General features: G+C 64.7%; 17 protein-coding genes. 10 read left to right on the top strand and 7 right to left on the bottom strand.

All coding sequences use genetic code 11. The features are described 5' to 3' along the window. Positions 1 to 36: 36 nt before the first annotated feature. A complete protein-coding gene (locus ACSQ27_RS24005; protein ID WP_436158009.1) occupies positions 37 to 423 on the bottom strand; it encodes a hypothetical protein in 387 nt (128 codons plus the stop codon). A gap of 158 nt (positions 424 to 581) precedes the next feature. On the opposite strand from ACSQ27_RS24005, the gene ACSQ27_RS24000 reads away from it, so the two are divergent. Together ACSQ27_RS24000 and ACSQ27_RS23995 are read left to right on the top strand one after the other, a co-directional pair. Continuing rightward, entirely contained in the window at positions 582 to 1,499 is a 918-nt protein-coding gene (locus tag ACSQ27_RS24000) for a delta(1)-pyrroline-2-carboxylate reductase family protein (protein WP_436158008.1), read from the top strand. Between the two features lie 83 nt (positions 1,500 to 1,582). After that, positions 1,583 to 2,005, top strand: coding sequence for a universal stress protein (locus tag ACSQ27_RS23995; protein ID WP_436158007.1), 423 nt, complete (start codon positions 1,583 to 1,585; stop codon positions 2,003 to 2,005). A gap of 39 nt (positions 2,006 to 2,044) precedes the next feature. On the opposite strand, the gene ACSQ27_RS23990 is transcribed toward ACSQ27_RS23995, so the two are convergent. The 5 genes from ACSQ27_RS23990 to ACSQ27_RS23970 all read right to left on the bottom strand — a co-directional run bounded on the left by ACSQ27_RS23990 (position 2,045) and on the right by ACSQ27_RS23970 (position 7,742). After that, the gene (locus ACSQ27_RS23990) at positions 2,045 to 2,410 is read right to left on the bottom strand and encodes a HepT-like ribonuclease domain-containing protein (protein ID WP_436158006.1); all 366 of its coding nucleotides are present in this window, start codon (positions 2,408 to 2,410) and stop codon (positions 2,045 to 2,047) included. Beyond that, positions 2,407 to 2,697 (bottom strand): nucleotidyltransferase family protein, encoded by a 291-nt coding sequence (locus ACSQ27_RS23985; RefSeq protein WP_436158005.1) that lies wholly within the window; start codon positions 2,695 to 2,697, stop codon positions 2,407 to 2,409. Before ACSQ27_RS23985 ends, ACSQ27_RS23990 begins: the two co-directional genes overlap by 4 nt. An 88-nt stretch (positions 2,698 to 2,785) precedes the next feature. Then, positions 2,786 to 3,361, bottom strand: coding sequence for a dCTP deaminase (gene dcd, locus ACSQ27_RS23980; protein WP_436158004.1), 576 nt, complete (start codon positions 3,359 to 3,361; stop codon positions 2,786 to 2,788). 117 nt (positions 3,362 to 3,478) lie between these two features. After that, entirely contained in the window at positions 3,479 to 4,372 is an 894-nt protein-coding gene (locus ACSQ27_RS23975; RefSeq protein WP_436158003.1) for a response regulator, read from the bottom strand. After that, positions 4,365 to 7,742 (bottom strand): hybrid sensor histidine kinase/response regulator, encoded by a 3,378-nt coding sequence (locus ACSQ27_RS23970; protein ID WP_436158002.1) that lies wholly within the window; start codon positions 7,740 to 7,742, stop codon positions 4,365 to 4,367. Before ACSQ27_RS23970 ends, ACSQ27_RS23975 begins: the two co-directional genes overlap by 8 nt. Positions 7,743 to 7,944: 202 nt before the next feature. Between ACSQ27_RS23970 and urtA the strand changes: the two genes are divergently transcribed. From urtA to ACSQ27_RS23930, 8 genes are all read left to right on the top strand, one after another. Continuing rightward, positions 7,945 to 9,207: an urea ABC transporter substrate-binding protein gene (gene urtA, locus ACSQ27_RS23965; protein WP_436158001.1), complete on the top strand. Its 1,263-nt coding sequence runs from the start codon at positions 7,945 to 7,947 to the stop codon at positions 9,205 to 9,207. A 110-nt stretch (positions 9,208 to 9,317) separates the two neighbouring features. Beyond that, entirely contained in the window at positions 9,318 to 10,232 is a 915-nt protein-coding gene (gene urtB / locus ACSQ27_RS23960; protein WP_436158000.1) for an urea ABC transporter permease subunit UrtB, read from the top strand. Between the two features lie 46 nt (positions 10,233 to 10,278). Next, a complete protein-coding gene (gene urtC, locus ACSQ27_RS23955) occupies positions 10,279 to 11,466 on the top strand; it encodes an urea ABC transporter permease subunit UrtC (RefSeq protein ID WP_436157999.1) in 1,188 nt (395 codons plus the stop codon). A gap of 34 nt (positions 11,467 to 11,500) precedes the next feature. Continuing rightward, a complete protein-coding gene (gene urtD, locus ACSQ27_RS23950) occupies positions 11,501 to 12,244 on the top strand; it encodes an urea ABC transporter ATP-binding protein UrtD (protein ID WP_436158030.1) in 744 nt (247 codons plus the stop codon). Between the two features lie 11 nt (positions 12,245 to 12,255). After that, positions 12,256 to 12,945, top strand: a complete 690-nt coding sequence (gene urtE / locus ACSQ27_RS23945; protein WP_436157998.1) for an urea ABC transporter ATP-binding subunit UrtE — start codon at positions 12,256 to 12,258, stop codon at positions 12,943 to 12,945. Positions 12,946 to 12,991: 46 nt separating this feature from the next. Next, the gene (gene fmdA / locus ACSQ27_RS23940) at positions 12,992 to 14,221 is read left to right on the top strand and encodes a formamidase (protein WP_436157997.1); all 1,230 of its coding nucleotides are present in this window, start codon (positions 12,992 to 12,994) and stop codon (positions 14,219 to 14,221) included. Positions 14,222 to 14,238: 17 nt separating this feature from the next. Next, positions 14,239 to 14,580 carry a zinc ribbon domain-containing protein gene (locus tag ACSQ27_RS23935; RefSeq protein ID WP_436157996.1) on the top strand — a complete coding sequence of 114 codons (342 nt, stop codon included), beginning with the start codon at positions 14,239 to 14,241 and terminating at the stop codon, positions 14,578 to 14,580. 25 nt (positions 14,581 to 14,605) lie between these two features. Continuing rightward, positions 14,606 to 15,643, top strand: coding sequence for an aliphatic amidase (locus ACSQ27_RS23930; protein ID WP_436157995.1), 1,038 nt, complete (start codon positions 14,606 to 14,608; stop codon positions 15,641 to 15,643). A gap of 150 nt (positions 15,644 to 15,793) precedes the next feature. Here ACSQ27_RS23930 and guaD read toward each other — a convergent pair whose 3' ends face one another. Then, complete coding sequence (guaD, locus tag ACSQ27_RS23925; RefSeq protein ID WP_436157994.1) at positions 15,794 to 17,083, bottom strand: guanine deaminase; 1,290 nt, start codon at positions 17,081 to 17,083, stop codon at positions 15,794 to 15,796. Position 17,084 lies beyond the last annotated feature (1 nt).

Below are 17,084 nucleotides of genomic sequence, written 5' to 3'. Positions count from 1 at the left end.
CGCCGAGGCCCTACGCGGGCCTGACAACAGCCAACGCTAGCGGACGGCGAAGGATGCGGCCATAAAGCCCTGCGGCGTACGCACCGGGCGGGCCGGCATCGCGCTGCCCGCGGAGGCGGACGCATCGGCATAGGCCGGCGCCTTGGGCGCGCTGTCGACCGCCGGCTGTGGTGAGGCAGGAACGACGGTGCGGGCCTGCTGGATGCAGTTTTGGCGCGCGACGCCGGCGCTGGTTTCCATGCAATGCGCGATCGCCACGAGTTCCGCCCGCCGCTGCTCGTCGCGCAGCTTGGCTTTGGCGACCTGCGAATCGGCCACAAAGGCCATGGCGGCCAGCTGGCAAAGAATGACAAGACCCGCCGCTATCCCCAGCATCGTCTTGTAAGGCATCTCGTCGATTTTTCGCAAGTGGTCAGAAAACATGGCAACCCTCCCGGTGGTTACACCATCCTAGGGCGGCATTGCAATAGTCCATTCGGCGCCTTGCCCGTCGCGCTGTAGGATAAAAACCTTTCGTGACATTCGGCCGAGGCGCCAGTCCATCCACCACTTTGCGGGCCATCCCGCTTACCATCGCAGGCATGACGCTCCACCCGTATCCCACCTCGCTGGACGCCGGACAGACCGCCGCGCGGCTACCCTACCCGCTGCTGGTCACCGAACTCATACGCCTGCTCAAGGACGAGTCGGTACAGGTGCCGCAGCGGGTGGTGCAGGCCCTGCCCGGCGGCGGAAGCCTCTTCGTGATGCCGGCGCTGGACGCCCGCACCGCGATCGCCAAGCTCATCACCCTGACCCCCGCCAATACCGGCACCGGCCTGCCGGTCATCCAGGGCGACGTGGTGGTGTTCGACGTGGCCAGCGGCCGTCGCCGGCTGATGCTGGACGGCCCCACCGTCACCGCCAGGCGTACCGCCGCCGTCTCGCTGCTGGCCGCCCAGCGGCTGGCGCCCAACACGCGCGGGCCCATGCTGATCGTGGGCGCCGGCGTGCAGGGCGTGGCCCACCTCGAAGCTTTTGCCCAAGGTCTGGGCGTACGCGAATTCCGCATCACCTCGCGCAGCCACGCCAGCGCCCAGGCCCTGGCGCAGCATGCGCAATCGCTGGGCCTGAACGGCCGCGTCGTGCCCGACGCCGACGCGGCGCTGGCCGACTGCCCGCTGGCCGCCACCTGTACGCCCGCCGGCGGCGTGGTGCTCAGCGCCCTGCCGCGCGACGACGGTTTCATCAGCGCCGTCGGCGCCTACACGCCGGCCATGGTGGAACTGAGCGCGGCGCTGTGCCAGTACGTCGCGGCGCAGGGCAGCGTGCTGGTCGACACCCCCGACGCCGTGCATGAGGCCGGCGACCTGCTGCAGGCCGGCCTGGACGTGGCCCGCTTCGCCAGCCTGGGCGAGGTGATACGCCAGGACATGAAAAAACCCGATGGGCCGGTGCTGTTCAAAAGCTGCGGCTGGGCCGGCTGGGACCTGGCCGCCGCGCGCACGGCGCTGGCCTGAGCGGGCCGGGCAAGCAGGCGCTCACCTACACCGCAATGGCGGCGTCGGTGTTACGCTGTCCCGTTCAAACCGGAGATAAAAGCATGAAGATTCTGTTCGCTGCCGATGGCAGCAAGTACACCAAAAAAGCCCTGGCCTTCCTGGTCAACCATGAAGACCTCGCCGGCGCCGAAGGTGAGGTTGTGGTGGTCAACGTGCAGGCGCCGGTCCCCGGCCGAGTCAAAAGCATGCTGGGTGCCGCCAACGTCGCCGCCTACCACGCCGAAGAATCGCAAAAGGTGCTGGCACCCATAGAGCGCTTCCTCAAGCGCCACAAGATGGCGTTCAAGACCGTCGCCGTGGTCGGCTCACCCACCGCCGAAATCCTGCGCGCCGCCAAACGCGAGAAAGCGCACCTGATCGTCATGGGCACGCACGGCCAGGGTTTGCTGAGCCGCGCGCTGATCGGCAGCGTGGCGCAGCGGGTGGTCGCTGAGAGCGATACGCCGGTGTTGCTGGTCAAGTAAGGTGGACTGCGGGGCCGGGGCGAAGGCCGAGTCCGGCCCTCAATTTTTTGAGGCGTCCAGTAGTGCGGCCACCTGCGCGCGCAATTCCGGCAAATCAGCACAAATGGTCTTCCACACCAACTCGTAGTCAACCTTGAAATAGCCATGCGCCACCCGGTTGCGCATGGTGTACATCACGGCCCAGGGTACGTCGGCGTGTTCTTTGGCATAAGCCGGGTGCAGCTTTTCAATATTGTTGGCAGCCTCACCCAAAACTTCGAAGTTGCGCACTACGGCATCTTGCGTCTTTTCATCCGAGAGAAAGGACGACTCCGTCACACCGTCCACATAGCGGTCAATGCGGTCTATGGCTTCCACAATGTGAGCCAGATAGTCCATAGCCCGCAGAGCGTCTGTTTTGCTCACAGTGGCTGAGCCTCGGCAATCACTTGAGAACGGAACTTTGCAGGCAAACCCCTGGGCGTGAGCACATCCACCGCAACGCTGAGTAACTGCCCCAGTTCAAACTGAATTTTGGCAATGTCCATCATGGTGGTCTCTGCCGTCGGCTCTACCAGAATGTCAAGATCACTACCCTCAATGTCATCACCATGCACGACCGAGCCAAACACGCGCACGTTGGTCACCCGATGGCGCAAAGCGATAGCGCGAATGGCTTCACGGTGAGTGTGCAGTGCTGTCGATGGGCGCATAGATTAAATCCTCGCGGCAAGTTGAATCTTTGTATCACATCTCGTCACGCGAAAAACAGGCTTTTTTTCGACCAGAACCCACTCAGGCTCAGGCCTTGGGCAGCGTCACGCCCACCTGTCCCTGGTACTTGCCGCCGCGGTCCTTGTAGCTGACTTCGCAGACGTCGTCCTTGTCGCTCTCGAAGAACAGCACCTGGGCGCAGCCTTCACCGGCGTAAATCTTGGCGGGCAGCGGCGTGGTATTGGAGAACTCCAGCGTCACGTAGCCTTCCCACTCGGGCTCAAAGGGCGTGACGTTGACGATGATGCCGCAGCGGGCGTACGTGCTTTTGCCCAGGCAGATCGTCAGCACGTTGCGCGGGATGCGGAAGTATTCGACGGTGCGGGCCAGCGCGAAGCTGTTGGGCGGGATGATGCAGCTGTCGCCGTGGAAGTCGACGAAACTTTTCTCGTCGAAGTTCTTCGGGTCCACCACGGTGCTGTGGATGTTGGTGAAGACCTTGAACTCGGGCGCGCAGCGGATGTCGTAGCCGTAGCTGCTGGTGCCGTAGCTGATGATCTTCTGGCCGCCGGCGGCGGCGCGTATCTGGCCGGGCTCGAAGGGCTCGATCATGCCGGTGGTTTCCGCCATGCGGCGTATCCATTTGTCGCTCTTGATGCTCATTCGGGGGAACTCCTCACTGTTCCCCGATTGTAGGCAAGCCGGACGGCCGCCCGGATTGGGGTGCCCTCTCGCTATGGATTCAGGAGCAGCCAGCACCCGCCCACCATGAAAAAACACTCAAAACACATGCCCGGTGGCCAGCGCCGCGGCCGCCGCCCGGGTCTCGACGCCGAGCTTTTCAAAGATGTGCTCCAGGTGCTTGTTCACCGTGCGGTGGCTCATGCCCAGGATGTCGCCGATGTCACGGTTGGTTTTGCCCTTGGCCAGCCAGGAGAGCACCTCGGTTTCGCGCGGCGTCAGCGCGGCATTGGCCAGGCGCGAGGGTGAGGCGGCATTCGCGCCGCGCTGCTCGAGCAGCAGCATGGTTTCGCCGATGCCGACACGGCCCATGTTGCGCACCGACAGCTGCACGCCGGCCAGGGCCAGCAGCACCTCGTCGCTGCCGTCCTCCAGTGCGGCATACACCGCGTCGGGCAGGCGCCCGGGCTGCGCCCCGCCCGCGGCGCCTTGCAGCCACAAGGCGGCCTGGGGTGAACGCCAGGCGACGCGCCCGCGCGCATCGACCAGCACCACGCCGAAGCCGGCCACGTCCACGGCCTCGCGCGCCAGCCGCGTCATGCGCGCATTGCGCGTGTGGGTGTGCAGCCGCGCCACCACCTCCTGCGCGCGCAGCGGCTTGACGACGTAATCGACACCGCCGCAGGCAAAACCTTCGAGCACATGCGGTGTCTCCGACAGGCCCGTCATGAAGATCACCGGGATGTGCGCCATCACGGGGTTGGCCTTGATCTGCCGGCAGGTGTCAAAGCCCGAGAGGCCGGGCATGACGGCGTCCAGCAGGATGGCGTCGGGCGCGACCAGCTCCAGGCGCTGCAGGGCCGAATCTCCGTCGCGCGCCACCAGCACGGTGTAGCCCTCGCCTTCCAGCGTGTCGCAGAGCATGCCCAGGCTGCTGGGGGCGTCGTCCACTACCAGCACCACAGGCCGTTGCTCCTCGGTGGACTCAAGCATCGACGCCCTCCGTCAAGTGATCGAGCAACAGCTCCAGCTCGCAGCGGCTCACAAAGCCGCGCAGCCGCGCGCAGCTGGCAGCCAGCGCCGGGTCCTCGGCCGCGACGCGGTCCAGCAGGCGATGCAGGCCGTGCACATGGCCCAGCTTCACCAGACGTATCAGCCCGGCGCGGGCCTCCTCGGGCAGGCCCAGCGAACTCTCGCCCGTCGGGCCGGCCGCCTGCGGCGCGGGCGAAACCACCGAGGTCACCCACTCCAGCCCCAGGTGGCGCTGCAAGGCGTCCATCAGCTCGGATTCGAGCACCGGCTTGCCAACAAAGGCCTGGCAGCCAGCCGCCTTGAGGCGCGAGGCCTGGTTCTCGAACACATTGGCCGACACCACGATGATGGGCACGCCGGCATAACCCCGGCCGCGTATCTGCAGCGCGGTTTCCCAGCCGTCCAGGTCGTCCATGCTGATGTCCAGCAGGATGGCGTCGGGCACGCCGTCCTTGAGGCTGTCTATGCATTCCAGGCCGCTGGCCGCCTCCGTCACGTCAAAACCCAGCGGCGTGAGCATGCCGGCCAGCATCTGTCGCTGCACCGGCTGGTCGTCGACCACCAGCAGCGTGCGGCGCTTGCCGAAGAAGCCGGCGATCTGGTGCGGCGGGTCGGCCATCGGGCCGGGGTCGTCGATCTCGCGCAGGTACAGGCGCACGCTGAAGGTGCTGCCCTTGTCGGGCTCGCTTTGCAGGCTCAGGTCGCCGCCCATCAACGCGGTCAGGAGACCCGTGATGGTCAGGCCCAGGCCGGTGCCCGGCTCGCCGCGGCGGCGGCCCGCGGCGCCGCGCTCAAAGGGCAGGAAGATGCGCTGCTGGTCCTGCGGCGCGATGCCGATGCCGGTGTCCACCACGTCGAAGCGGATCACCTCGCGCCGGCAGTCCACGTGCAGCTTCACGCTGCCCGTGTCGGTGAACATCACCGCATTGCTCAGCAGGTTGATGATGATCTGGCGCAGCCGTTTGGCGTCCGCCTGCACCCAGGCCGGCATGCGGCCGCTGTGGGTGTAGAAAAAATCCACGCCCTTGGCCTCGGCCTGCGGCCGCACCATACTGACCAGGCCTTCGAGGAAGTCGGGCAGCGGCACCGGAATCGGCTCCAGCCGCAGCCGGCCGGCCTCGATGCGCGCCAGGTCCAGCAAGCCGTCGACGAGCTGCAGCAGGTGCTCGCCGCTGCGCTGTATGGTTTGCACGGCTTCGCGCGGCGTGCTGGCCAGCGCCTCGCCCTTGAGCAAAATTTGCGAATAACCCAGGATGCTGTTGAGCGGTGTGCGCAACTCATGCGTCATGCCGGCCACGTAGCGCGTCTTGGCCTGGTTGGCCGATTCGGCCACTTCCTTGGCGGTCTGCAGCGCCGCGTCGGTGCGCTGGTGCGCCTCGATCTCGCGCGACAGCAGCTGGTTCTGCCGGTTGGACTCGTCCTGCGCCATGCGCCGGCTTTCGCTGCCCAGCACCACCCACCAGCTGCAGACCGCAACGATCAGCAGCAGCATGGCGAACACCTTCACAAAGGCCGAGCGCAGCAGGCCCGAGAGATCGCCCGAGGGCGGGAAAGTGGTCTCCTGCATGTAGACCATGCCCATCACCGTGGCCAGCAGCGCGCACAGCGAGAGCATCACCACCATGTAGTGGCCGACGCGAAAGTTGACGCGGCTGGACAGCGCGCTCGGCAGCAGCTTGCTCAAAAACTCCTCGGCCTGCTCGGCGGCGCGCGAGCGCGTCTTGCAGCGGTCATGGCAGCGCGACTCCAGCGTGCAGCACAGAGAGCAGATAGGCGCGCCGTAGGCCGGGCAGCTCGCCATGTCTTCGGCCTCGAAGGCGTTCTCGCAGACGTGGCAGCGCACCCTCTGGCCCGGCACGCCCATGGCCTGCGGTTTGCGCGCGACGTAATAGCGCCCCCTGGTCAGCCAGGCCAGCAGCGGCGACAGCACCAGCGCCATGCCCAGCGCGATAAAGGGCGAAAAAGCCTCGGCCTTGGGGCCCATGGCGCCGGTATAGGCAAACACCGACACCACCGTCGCCAGCAGCATGGAGCCCAGGCCCACAGGATTGATGTCGTACAGATGCGCGCGTTTGAACTCGATACCGGGCGGGCTCAGGCCCAGCGGCTTGTTGATGACGAGGTCGGCCACCAGCGCGCCCACCCAGGCGATCGCCACGTTGCTGTAGAGGCCCAGCACTTTTTCGAGCGCTGAAAAAACATCGAGCGTCATCAAGAGCAGCGCAATCGCCACGTTGAACACCAGCCACACCACGCGCCCCGGGTGGCTGTGCGTGAGGCGCGCGAAGAAGTTGGACCAGGCCAGCGATCCGGCGTAGGCATTGGTCAGGTTGATCTTGAGCTGCGACACCACGACAAAAACCACGGTCGCGGCCAGGATCCAGGCCGGGTCGCTGAAGACGTAGGCGAAGCCGGCCAGGTACATCTGCGTGGGTTCCACCGCTTTGGCGGCCGGCAGCTCGTGCTGCAGCACCAGGAAGGCCAGGAAGGCACCGCCCAGCATTTTCAGCATGCCCAGGACTATCCAGCCCGGCCCGGCCATCAGCACTGCGGCCCACCAGCGCCGGCGATTCGCATGGGTCTTCTCGGGCAGGAAGCGCAGAAAGTCCACCTGCTCGCCGATCTGCACCACAAGCGAGAACGCCACGGTGGCCGCCGCACCAAACATGAGCGGGTCGAACTCGCTGCTGCCCGAGGTGCGGCCGGTGAGGCCCGTGAAGTCGGAAAACGCCTGCGGGTTCTTCCAGAGCACCGCCAGGTAGGGCAAGAGCAGCAGCACGCCCCACAGCGGCTGCGTCCACATCTGCAGGCGCGAGATCAGCGTGATGCCGCGGACCACCATGGGCACGATGACCACGGCGCTGATCACGTAACACCAGGCAATCGGGATGTCGAGGTACATCTGCAGCGCCAGCGCCATGATGGCCGCCTCCAGCGCGAAGAAGATGAAGGTGAAGCTCGCGTAGATCAGCGAGGTGATGGTCGAGCCCAGGTAGCCGAAGCCGGCGCCGCGCGTCAGCAGGTCCATGTCGACGCCGTAACGCGCCGCGTAGTAGCTGATGGGCAGGCCGGTGAAGAAGGTGATCAGCCCCACCACCAGGATGGCCCACAGCGCGTTGGTGAAGCCGTAGTTGAGCGCGATGGCGCCGCCTATGGCCTCCAGCGCCAGGAAGGACATGGCACCGAAGGCCGTGTTGCCGACGCGCCACTCCGACCACTTGCGAAAGCCGCGCGGCGTGTAGCGCAGCGCGTAGTCCTCGATGGATTCGTCGGCCACCCACGCGTTGTACTCGCGTCGAATACGGAAAATTTTCTGGGTGGCGATGGTCAAGGCGGTCTCCGTCAAACGGCCGTAGGGCTGCGGCAACGCACCCAAAGCGTTCCGCAAGAAGTGTGCCCGTTGCACCAAAAAGGGTGGCTACGTTGATTGACGTATAGGGATGCGCGCCCCTTGTGAACATGATTCACCTGACTTCAACGCAAGCCTTCACCTCTTCAACCGTTCACCTTTTCACCAACCGCAGGAGCCCAGCATGTCCAACGACGATCGCGACCCATCTTCCTTCATCAACCGCCGCCGCCTCATGCAGGGCGTCGCCGCGGCCCTGCCGCTGGCCGGCCTGCCCGGCTGGGCGCAAGCCCAGCAATTCCCCACGGCCAAGGTCAACACCACCAAGCTGGCCGTCACCGACACCGAAGTGACCGTGGGCCAGCTGCACTCGGCCACCGGCACCATGGCGATTTCCGAGACCGGCTCCATCCAGGCCGAGCAGCTGGCCATCGACCAGATCAATGCCATGGGCGGCGTACTGGGCCGCAAGATCAAGGTCATCAAGGAAGACGGCGCCTCCGACTGGCCGACCTTCGCTGAAAAATCCAAGAAGCTGCTGGTCAACGACAAGGTCGCGGCCGTGTTCGGCTGCTGGACCTCGGCCTCGCGCAAAGCCGTGCTGCCCATCTTCGAAAAAGAAAACGGCATGCTCTACTACCCGACCTTTTACGAAGGCCTGGAGCAGAGCAAGAACGTGATCTACACGGGCCAGGAAGCCACGCAGCAAATCCTCTACGGCCTGGACTGGGCCTCGAAAGAAAAGAAAGCCAAGACCTTCTTCCTGGTCGGCTCCGACTACATCTGGCCGCGCACCTCGATGAAGATAGGCCGCAAGCACATCGAAGCCCACCTCACCGGCAGCAAGGTCGTCGGTGAAGAGTACTACCCGCTGGGCCACACCAACTTCAACTCGCTGATCAACAAGATCAAGGTCGCCAAACCCGACTGCATCTTCATCGCGGTGGTCGGCGGCTCCAACGTGGCCTTCTACAAGCAGCTGAAAGCAGCAGGCGTCACCGCCGCCAAGCAGTTCCTGCTGACCATCTCGGTGACCGAAGACGAGGTGCTGGGCATAGGCGGCGAGAACATGAACGGCTTCTACGCCTCCATGAAGTACTTCCAGTCGCTGGACAACCCCAACAACAAGGCTTTCGTGACGGCCTTCAAAGCCAAGTACGGCAAGGATGCGGTGATCGGCGACGTGACGCAGGCCGGCTACCTCGGTCCCTGGCTGTGGAAAGCCACGGTCGAAAAGGCCGGCAGCTTCGACGTGGACAAGATCGCCGCGGCTTCCACCGGCATCGAGCTCAAGACCGCGCCCGAAGGCTACGTGAAGCTGCATGAAAACCATCACCTGTGGAGCAAGGCCCGCATCGGTCAGGCCCAAGCCGACGGCCAGTTCAAGGTGGTGGCCGAATCGCCGGCTTTGATCGAACCCAATCCCTTCCCCAAGGGCTACCAGTAAGTGTGAGCGCCCCTACCGGTTCACTCCGCCATGCGGCGGGATGAGCCGGCAGGGGCTTTCTTGACTGAGGTATTGCCTTTTTGATTGACCCGCCGCACCGGAGCTCCGCCATGAACCTTTCCGAAATGCTCAACATCGGCCTGATGCAAGGCTTTGCCGGGCTCAGCCTGTTTTCCGTGCTGCTGCTCATGGGCCTGGGCCTGGCCATCATCTTCGGCCAGATGGGCGTCATCAACATGGCGCACGGCGAGTTCATGACCATAGGCGCTTACACCATCTACCTGTTTTCGCATCTGTCGGAAACCTATGCGCCCGGCTTTGTGCAGGCCTACTTTCCGTTTGCCATCGCCGCCGCCTTTATCTTCGCCTTCGCCGCCGGCTGGCTGGCCGAATGGGCCTTCATACGCCACCTCTACAAACGCCCGCTGGACACGCTGCTGGCCACCTGGGGCCTGTCGCTGGGCATGCAGCAGATCTTCCGCACCACCTTCGGCGCCAAGGAAGTGAGCCCCACGCTGCCCGAATGGCTGATGGGCTCATGGGCGCCGGCGCCCGGCCTGGACATTCCGATCAACGGCCTGTTCGTGATGGCACTCACGCTGGTGGTGACCTGCGGCGTGCTGGTCGCGCTGCACAAGTCGCGCTGGGGCCTGCGCGTGCGCGCCACGGTCGCCAACCGCGTGATGGCCAATGCCACCGGCATCAACACCAAAAAGACCGACCGCCTGACCTTTGCCATCGGCTGCGGCATCGCCGGCGTGGCCGGCGCGGCCTTCACCACGATTGGCTCCACCGGCCCGACCAGCGGCTCGCTTTACATCGTCGATGCCTTCCTGGTCGTCACCTTCGGCGGCGCGGCCAGCCTGCTGGGCACCGTGGTCTCGGCCTTTGGCATCGCGCAGACCCAGTCGATTGCCGAGTTCTTCATGACCGGCTCCATGGCCAAGGTGCTGACCCTGATGACCATCGTGACCATCCTGATGCTGCGCCCGCAGGGGCTGTTCGCTTCCAAGGTACGGCGCTGAGCTTTCGCCCTATTTCCACAGCATTCCTAGACAACCGGAGTTTTTCATGAACAGCCTCAAGCAATGGATAGTGCGCAACGGCCTGGGCAACGTCGCCCTGCTGGCCCTGGTGCTGCTGGTGGCCTTTCCCCTCGCGCTGGATTTGTTCCGCCTCAACCTCGTGGGCAAATACCTGAGTTATGCCTTCGTTGCATTGGGCCTGGTGATGCTGTGGGGCTACGGCGGCGTGCTGAGCCTGGGCCAGGGCGTGTTCTTCGGCCTGGGCGGCTACGGCATGGCGATGTTCCTCAAACTTGAAGCCAGCGACCCCATCACTACCAAGATCCAGTCCACGCCCGGCATTCCCGACTTCATGGACTGGAACCAGATCACCGCGCTGCCGATCTGGTGGAAGCCCTTCCAGTCCTTCCCGCTGACCTTGCTGCTGATCCTGGTCGTGCCCACGCTGCTGGCCTTCATCATCGGCTACGCCATGTTCAAGCGGCGTGTGGGCGGCGTCTACTTCGCCATCATCACGCAGGCCGTGGCGCTGATCCTCACGGTGCTCATCATCGGCCAGCAGGGCTACACCGGCGGCGTCAACGGCATGACCGACCTCAAGACCATCTTGGGCTGGGACACCCGCACCGACAGCGCCAAGTACATCCTCTACTTTGTCACCGTTGGCCTGCTATTGGGTGCCATCGTGCTGTGCACCTGGATCCAGAAGAGCAAGCTGGGCACGCTGCTGCTGGCCATGCGCGACAAGGAAGACCGCGTGCGTTTCTCGGGCTACGACGTGGCCATGTTCCGGGTCTTCGCCTTCTGCTTCGCGGCCATGCTGTCGGCGGTGGGCGGTGCCATGTTCACCCTGCAGGTGGGTTTTATGTCGCCCTCGCTGGTCGGCATCGTGCCCTCCATCGAGATGGTGATCTTTGCCGCCGTCGGTGGGCGCATGTCGCTGGTGGGCGCGGTCTACGGCGCGCTGCTGGTGAACTTCGGCAAGACCTATTTCTCCGAGAGCTTCCCCGACCTCTGGCTGTTCCTGATGGCCGGCATGTTCCTGGGCGTGGTGCTGGCCTTCCCCGATGGCCTGGCCGGCGTCTACACGCAGCGCGTCAAGCCCTGGCTGGCCAGGCGCTTCAGCCGCCGGGAGAAAGTTGCCCCGCCTGCCGCGCCTCCCATGGCGCCCCCGGCAGTGACGACACATGCAACGCCCACGCTGCCCGCCGGCTTGACTGGCCAGCAGACCTGAACTACCCAAGGACGCCACCATGATCGCTCCCGCCATGACCCCCAAGGACTTTGTGCTGTCGGTCGAAGACCTCACGGTGTCCTTCGACGGCTTCAAGGCCATCGACAGCCTGAACCTCTACGTCGACCAGAACGAGCTGCGCGTGATCATAGGCCCCAACGGCGCGGGCAAGACCACGCTGCTGGACCTGATCTGCGGCAAGACACGCGCCAGCCACGGCCGCATCAAGTTCAAGAACGCCGAGATGACCAAGCTGCCCGAATACCAGATCGTGCGCTCCGGCATAGGCCGCAAGTTCCAGACGCCGTCCATCTACGAAAACCTCAGCGTGTTCCAGAATCTGGAAGTGTCCTTCCCGCGCGGGCGCGGCGTGTTCGGCGCGCTGTTCTTCAAGCGCAGCGAGGAAGTCAAGGCCCGCGTGCAGGCCGTGGCGGCCGAGATCGGCCTGGACGGCCAGGTGGACACCGAAGCCGGCCTGCTCTCGCACGGGCAGAAGCAGTGGCTGGAGATAGGCATGCTGCTGATGCAGGACCCGGAACTGCTGATGCTGGACGAACCGATTGCCGGCATGAGCGTGCGTGAACGCGAGCTGACGGCCGAGTTGCTCAAACGCATCTGCAAGGGCCGCGCCATGATCGTCATCGAGCACGACATGGAGTTCGTCAAACGCATCGCCGACAAGGTGACCGTCATGCACCAGGGAAAGATCCTGGCTGAGGGGTCGATGGAAAAAGTGCAGGCCGACCCGCGCGTGATCGACGTGTACCTGGGCCACTAAGGAGAACACCCATGCTCAATGTCAACAACCTCCACGTCAGCTACGGCCAGAGCGAGGCGCTGCACGGCATCAGCTTCTCGGCCAAGAAAAACGAAACCGTGGCCATCATGGGCCGCAACGGCATGGGCAAGACCACGCTGTTCAAGTCGCTGATCGGCATCCTGCCGCTCAAGTCCGGCACGATTGAAGTCGACGGCCTGGACATCTCCAAGGACGAAAGCTACCAGCGCGTGGCCAAAGGCGTGGCCTATGTGCCGCAGGGCCGCATGATCTTCCCGACGCTGACGGTGCAGGAGAACATCCTGACGGGCCTGGAGAACGCCAAACACAAGCAGATCCCGGACGAGATCTACGCACTGTTCCCGGTGCTCTTCGACATGCGCGGCCGCAAGGGCGGCAACCTCTCGGGCGGCCAGCAGCAGCAGCTGGCGATTGCCCGCGCGCTGGTGACCAACCCCAAGGTGCTGCTGCTGGACGAGCCGACCGAGGGCATACAGCCCTCCATCATCAAGGACATCGCGCGCGCGCTCAACGAGATCCGCAAGATGCGCGAAATCACGATCGTCGTGTCGGAGCAGGTGCTGAGCTTCGCGATGGACGTGGCCGACCGGCTGTTTGTCATCGAGGGCGGGCAGCTGGTGCATGAAAGCACCCGCGCCGGCACCGACACGGCGCGCATCAAGCAGTTTCTTTCCGTCTGATTTTTTCTTTCTTTTCCGTTTATTCACCACCACCAGGAGATATGGCATGACCGACACGCTGATCAAGGTTGACCTGACGAAGTCGCCCACCCTCAACGAAAACATCCACAACCGCTGGCACCCGGACATTCCCATGGCCTGCTGGGTCAACCCGGGCGATGATTTCATCCTGGAAACCTTCGACTGGACCGGCGGCTTCATCAAGAACAACGACAGCGCCGACGACGTGCGCGACATCGACCTGAGCACCGTGCACTATCTCTCGGGCCCGGTCGGCGTCAAAGGCGCGGAGCCCGGCGACCTGCTGGTGGTCGACCTGCTGGACATAGGCGCCAAACAGGACAGCCTCTGGGGTTTCAACGGTTTCTTCAGCAAGAAGAACGGCGGCGGATTTTTGACCGACCATTTCCCCGAAGCGCAGAAATCGATCTGGGACTTCAAGGGCATGTTCACGAGTTCGCGCCACGTGCCCGGCGTGAACTTTGCCGGCCTGATCCACCCCGGTCTGATCGGCTGCCTGCCCGACAAGGCCATGCTGGAAATGTGGAACACGCGCGAGCAGGCGCTGATCGACAGCGACCCGACGCGCACGGGTCTCGCCAACCCGCCTTCGGCCGGCACGGCCCACATGGGCAAGATGACGGGCGCGGCGCGCGACAAGGCCGCGGCCGAGGGCGCGCGCACCGTGCCGCCGCGCGAGCACGGCGGCAACTGCGACATCAAGGATTTGTCGCGCGGCTCCAAGGTGTTTTTCCCGGTCTACGTCGACGGCGCGGGCCTGTCGGTGGGTGACCTGCACTTCAGCCAGGGCGACGGCGAGATCACCTTCTGCGGCGCCATCGAGATGGCCGGCTGGGTGCACATGAAGGTCACGCTGATCAAGGGCGGCATGGCCAAGTACGGCATCAAGAACCCTATCTTCAAGCCCAGCGTGATCACGCCGCGCTACGACGACTACCTGATCTTCGAAGGCATCTCGGTCGACGAGGCCGGCAAGCAGTACTACCTGGACGTGAACGTCGCCTACCGCCAGGCCTGCCTGAATGCCATCGAGTACCTGAAGAAATTCGGCTACTCAGGCGCGCAGGCCTATTCCATCCTGGGCACGGCGCCGGTGCAGGGCCACATCAGCGGCGTGGTCGACGTGCCGAACTCCTGCGCCACGCTATGGCTGCCGACCGGCATCTTCGACTTCGACATCAACCCGAATGCGTCGGGGCCGATCAAACACATCGACGGCAAGATCAGCATGCCGCTGTCGCACGACCTGCGTTGAGACACAAGGGAAGCACCATGCCCACCTACGACTACGACTGCCCGCAGTGCGGCAGCTTTGACGCGCTGCGCTCGGTCTCCATGCGCAACCAGGCCGCTGCCTGCCCGGCCTGCGGCGGCCCGGCGGCGCGCATTTTTTCCGTCGCACCCTCGCTGGCGCTGATGGAAGACGGCGCGCGCCGCGCCATGGATACCAACGAGCGCGCGCGCCATGAGCCCAAGCGCTCAGGTGACTACGCGCGGCTCAAGCACCCGGCGGGCTGCGGTTGTTGTTCGAGCAGCAAGCGCGGCGCCACGCTAACGGCGCCCAATGGCAACAAGGCCTTCCCCAGCAAGCGCCCCTGGATGATCAGCCACTGAGGGCGCCCTTCACAAGGAGCACAACATGATTCACGGCGATATTTCCAGCAGCAAGGACACCGTCGGCGTGGCGGTGGTCAACTACAAGATGCCTAGGCTTCATACCAAAGCCGAGGTGGTCGAGAACGCGAACAACATCGCGCGCATGCTCGAAGGCATGAAAAAAGGCCTGCCGGGCCTGGACCTGGTGATCTTCCCCGAGTACAGCACCCACGGCATCATGTACGACAGCAAGGAGATGCACGAGAACGCCGCCACCGTGCCGGGCTTTGAGACCGAAATCTTCGCGGCCGCCTGCCGGCGCGCCAAGGTCTGGGGCGTGTTTTCGCTGACCGGCGAGCGGCACGAGGAGCACCCGCGCAAGGCGCCCTACAACACGCTGATCCTGATGAACGACCAGGGCGAGATCGTGCAGAAGTACCGAAAGATCATGCCCTGGGTGCCGATTGAAGGCTGGTACCCGGGCGACCGCACCTATGTGAGCGACGGGCCCAAGGGCATGAAGATCAGCCTCATCATTTGCGACGACGGCAACTACCCCGAGATCTGGCGCGACTGCGCGATGAAGGGCGCCGAGCTCATCGTGCGCTGCCAGGGTTATATGTACCCGGCCAAGGAGCAGCAGATTTTGATCTCCAAGGCCATGGCCTTTGCCAACAACACTTATGTGGCGGTGGCCAATGCCTCGGGTTTTGACGGCGTGTACTCCTATTTCGGCCATTCGGCGCTGATAGGCTTTGACGGCCGCACGCTGGGCGAATGCGGCGAAGAGGAAATGGGCGTGCAGTACGCGGCGCTGTCCAAGAGCCTGATCCGCGACTTCCGCCGCAACGGCCAGTCGGAAAACCACTTGTTCAAGCTGCTGCACCGCGGCTACACCGGCATGATCAACTCGGGCGACGGCGACAAGGGAACACCCACCTGCCCCTTCAGCTTTTACGCCGACTGGCTGCGCGACCCCGAGGCCGCGCGCCAGCAGGTGGAGTCGTTTACGCGGACCACGATCGGGACGGATGAGGCGCCCATGGAGGGAATTCCGAACCAGAGCAGTGTGACGGCCTGATCCCGTTTATCCCCTCCCCCCGATTTATCCCCTCTCCCTCTGGGAGAGGGTTAGGGTGAGGGCCAGCGGCGCACGAAATACCACCGCGTCATGCACAGGCCGAAGCCCCTCACCCCTGCCCTCTCCCAGAGGGAGAGGGAGCAAGATGGTTCAGCCGCCGCTGGCCTGCGAAATCACCGTGCGCTCAATCACCCGGTCATCCCCCAGCACAATCAGCGCGAACAGCAATTCGCCCAGATTGGCCGCCAGTGCGGTCTTGCGCGCCAGCAGCGGCGTGGCCTGCGGGTTGAGCACCACAAAATCGGCCTCGTAGCCCGGCTGCAGGTTGCCCACCACGCCCTCCAGCCCCAGCGCGCGCGCCGCGCCCGCCGTGTGCTGCCACCACAGCTGCTGGGGCGTGAGCGACAGGCCGGGCTTGGTCTGCCCCTCGCGGCCCACGTAATAGGCCGCGAGCATGGTGTGGAAAGGGCTGAAGGAGGTGCCGCCGCCCACGTCGCTGGCCAGGCCGTAGGGAAAGCCCACGCGCTCGGCGCCTTCATAGTCAAAAAATCCGCTGCCCAGGAACAGGTTGCTGGTCGGGCTGACGGCGGCCGCCGTGCCGGTGGCGCGCATCAGCGCGCGGTCTTCGTCGTCGATGTGGATGCAGTGCGCATAGACGGCGCGCGGGCGCAGCAGGCCGAACTGTTCGTAGACGCTCAAATAGCTGCGCGCTTCTGGATAGAGCCGGCGCACCCAGGCGATTTCGTCCTTGTTCTCGGCGACGTGCGACTGTATCCAGACGTCGGGGTATTTGGCGGCCAGCTCGCCGGCGCCGCGCAATTGCGCCTCGCTGCAACTGGGCACAAAACGCGGCGTGATGGCATAACCGAGCCGGTCCACGCCATGCCAGCGCTGGATCAGGGCCTCGGTGTCGGCCAGGCTTTGCGCGGTGTCGTCACGCACGCCCTCGGGCGAATTCTGGTCCATCAGGCATTTGCCGGTCATCAGGCGCAGGCTGCGATTTTGCGCTTCGGTGAACAGGGCGTTGACGGATTCGGGGTGCGAGGTGGCAAAGGCCAGCGCGGTGGTGACGCCGTTGCGCAGCAGCTCGTCCAGGAAAAAACCGGCGGCCTCTGCGCTGTGCGCGGCGCCCGAGAAGCGGCTTTCCTCGGGGAAGGTGTAGTTCTCCAGCCAGGGCAGCAGGCCGTCGGCCGGTGAGCCGATCACGTCGAGCTGCGGGTAGTGGATGTGCATGTCCACAAAACCCGGGGCGATGATGCGGCCCGGCAGGTGTTCGGTGGGCACCTCGGCAAAGCGCGATGCCAGCGCCTGGTAGCTGCCCACGGCCTGGACCACCTGGCGGCCCTGCGCATCAGGCCCCACCACCAGCAGGCCGTCGGCCTCGTAGGCGGCCTGGGCGGGGCCGGTGAAATACAGGAGGGCGGCGCGGTAGGCTTTCATG

This window comes from Polaromonas sp. LjRoot131, assembly GCF_964252805.1.
Lineage (GTDB): Bacteria > Pseudomonadota > Gammaproteobacteria > Burkholderiales > Burkholderiaceae_C > Polaromonas.
The sequence above is the reverse complement of the archived record's forward strand: the minus strand, read 5'-3'. Positions and strand labels throughout refer to the sequence as shown.